This window comes from Pseudomonas sp. P5_B2, assembly GCF_056400445.1.
This window is the reverse complement of the sequence record NZ_JBFULH010001256.1, coordinates 1-793: the sequence shown is the minus strand read 5'-3', so window position 1 is coordinate 793 and position 793 is coordinate 1. Positions and strand designations below refer to the sequence as shown.

The following is a 793-nucleotide window of genomic DNA, read 5'->3' as shown; positions in this document are numbered from 1 at the left end:
AGGTAGTCGAGGGTTCTTTGATAGAGCGCCCAGACTGGATCGCTGACGGGATGGTCATGGGTGTCGATGACGTAATCCCCGTAATCGCTGTGACCCGCCAGATGAAGTTGGCGAATCTTGTTCGCCGGCAAACCTTGAATGAAGGTCCACGGATCGAAGCCATGATTGCGTGAGCTGACATAGACATTGTTGACGTCCAGCAACAACTCACAATCGCTCAGCAGACTCAGTGCGTGAAGAAATTCCCACTCGCTGAATTTATCACCAGCGCTGCGCACATAACTAGAGACATTCTCCAATACCAGTGGACGCTGCAAAACGTCCTGCACCTGACGCACTCGGTCTACCACGTAATGAAGGCTTTCTTCGGTATACGGTAACGGCAACAAATCATGAAGCTGATGGGCATTGCCACGGCTCCAACACAGGTGATCGGAAATCCACGCCGGCTTTACTCGATCAGCCAACAGTTTTAGTTGTTGCAGATAGCCCGGATCCAGCGCATGAGACCCGCCGATGGACAACGACACGCCATGCATCACCAGCGGATAACGCTCGGCGATGGCGTCAAGGTAGTAGAGGGCTTTGCCGCCCCGCACCATGAAGTTTTCGGAGACGACTTCGAACCAGTCCACGGCCGGCGACTGATCAAGAATCTGTTGGTAGTAAGCACTGCGCAAACCCAGGCCGTAGCCTAGACAAGGAAGGGATGCAGACATTTGCGGACTCCTCGCAAAATGGCCGCAGTGGCAAGGGGGAAACCACCGCGGCACCGAGCGGTGGTCGGTTATTC

1 protein-coding gene is annotated in these 793 nt (G+C 54.6%); it reads right to left on the bottom strand.

All coding sequences use genetic code 11. From position 1 onward, the window contains the following. The coding region (gene bufB, locus AC1DRJ_RS30590) for an MNIO family bufferin maturase (RefSeq protein ID WP_477805402.1) at positions 1 to 719 on the bottom strand (719 nt) is incomplete at its 3' end. Positions 720 to 793: the final 74 nt, after the last annotated feature.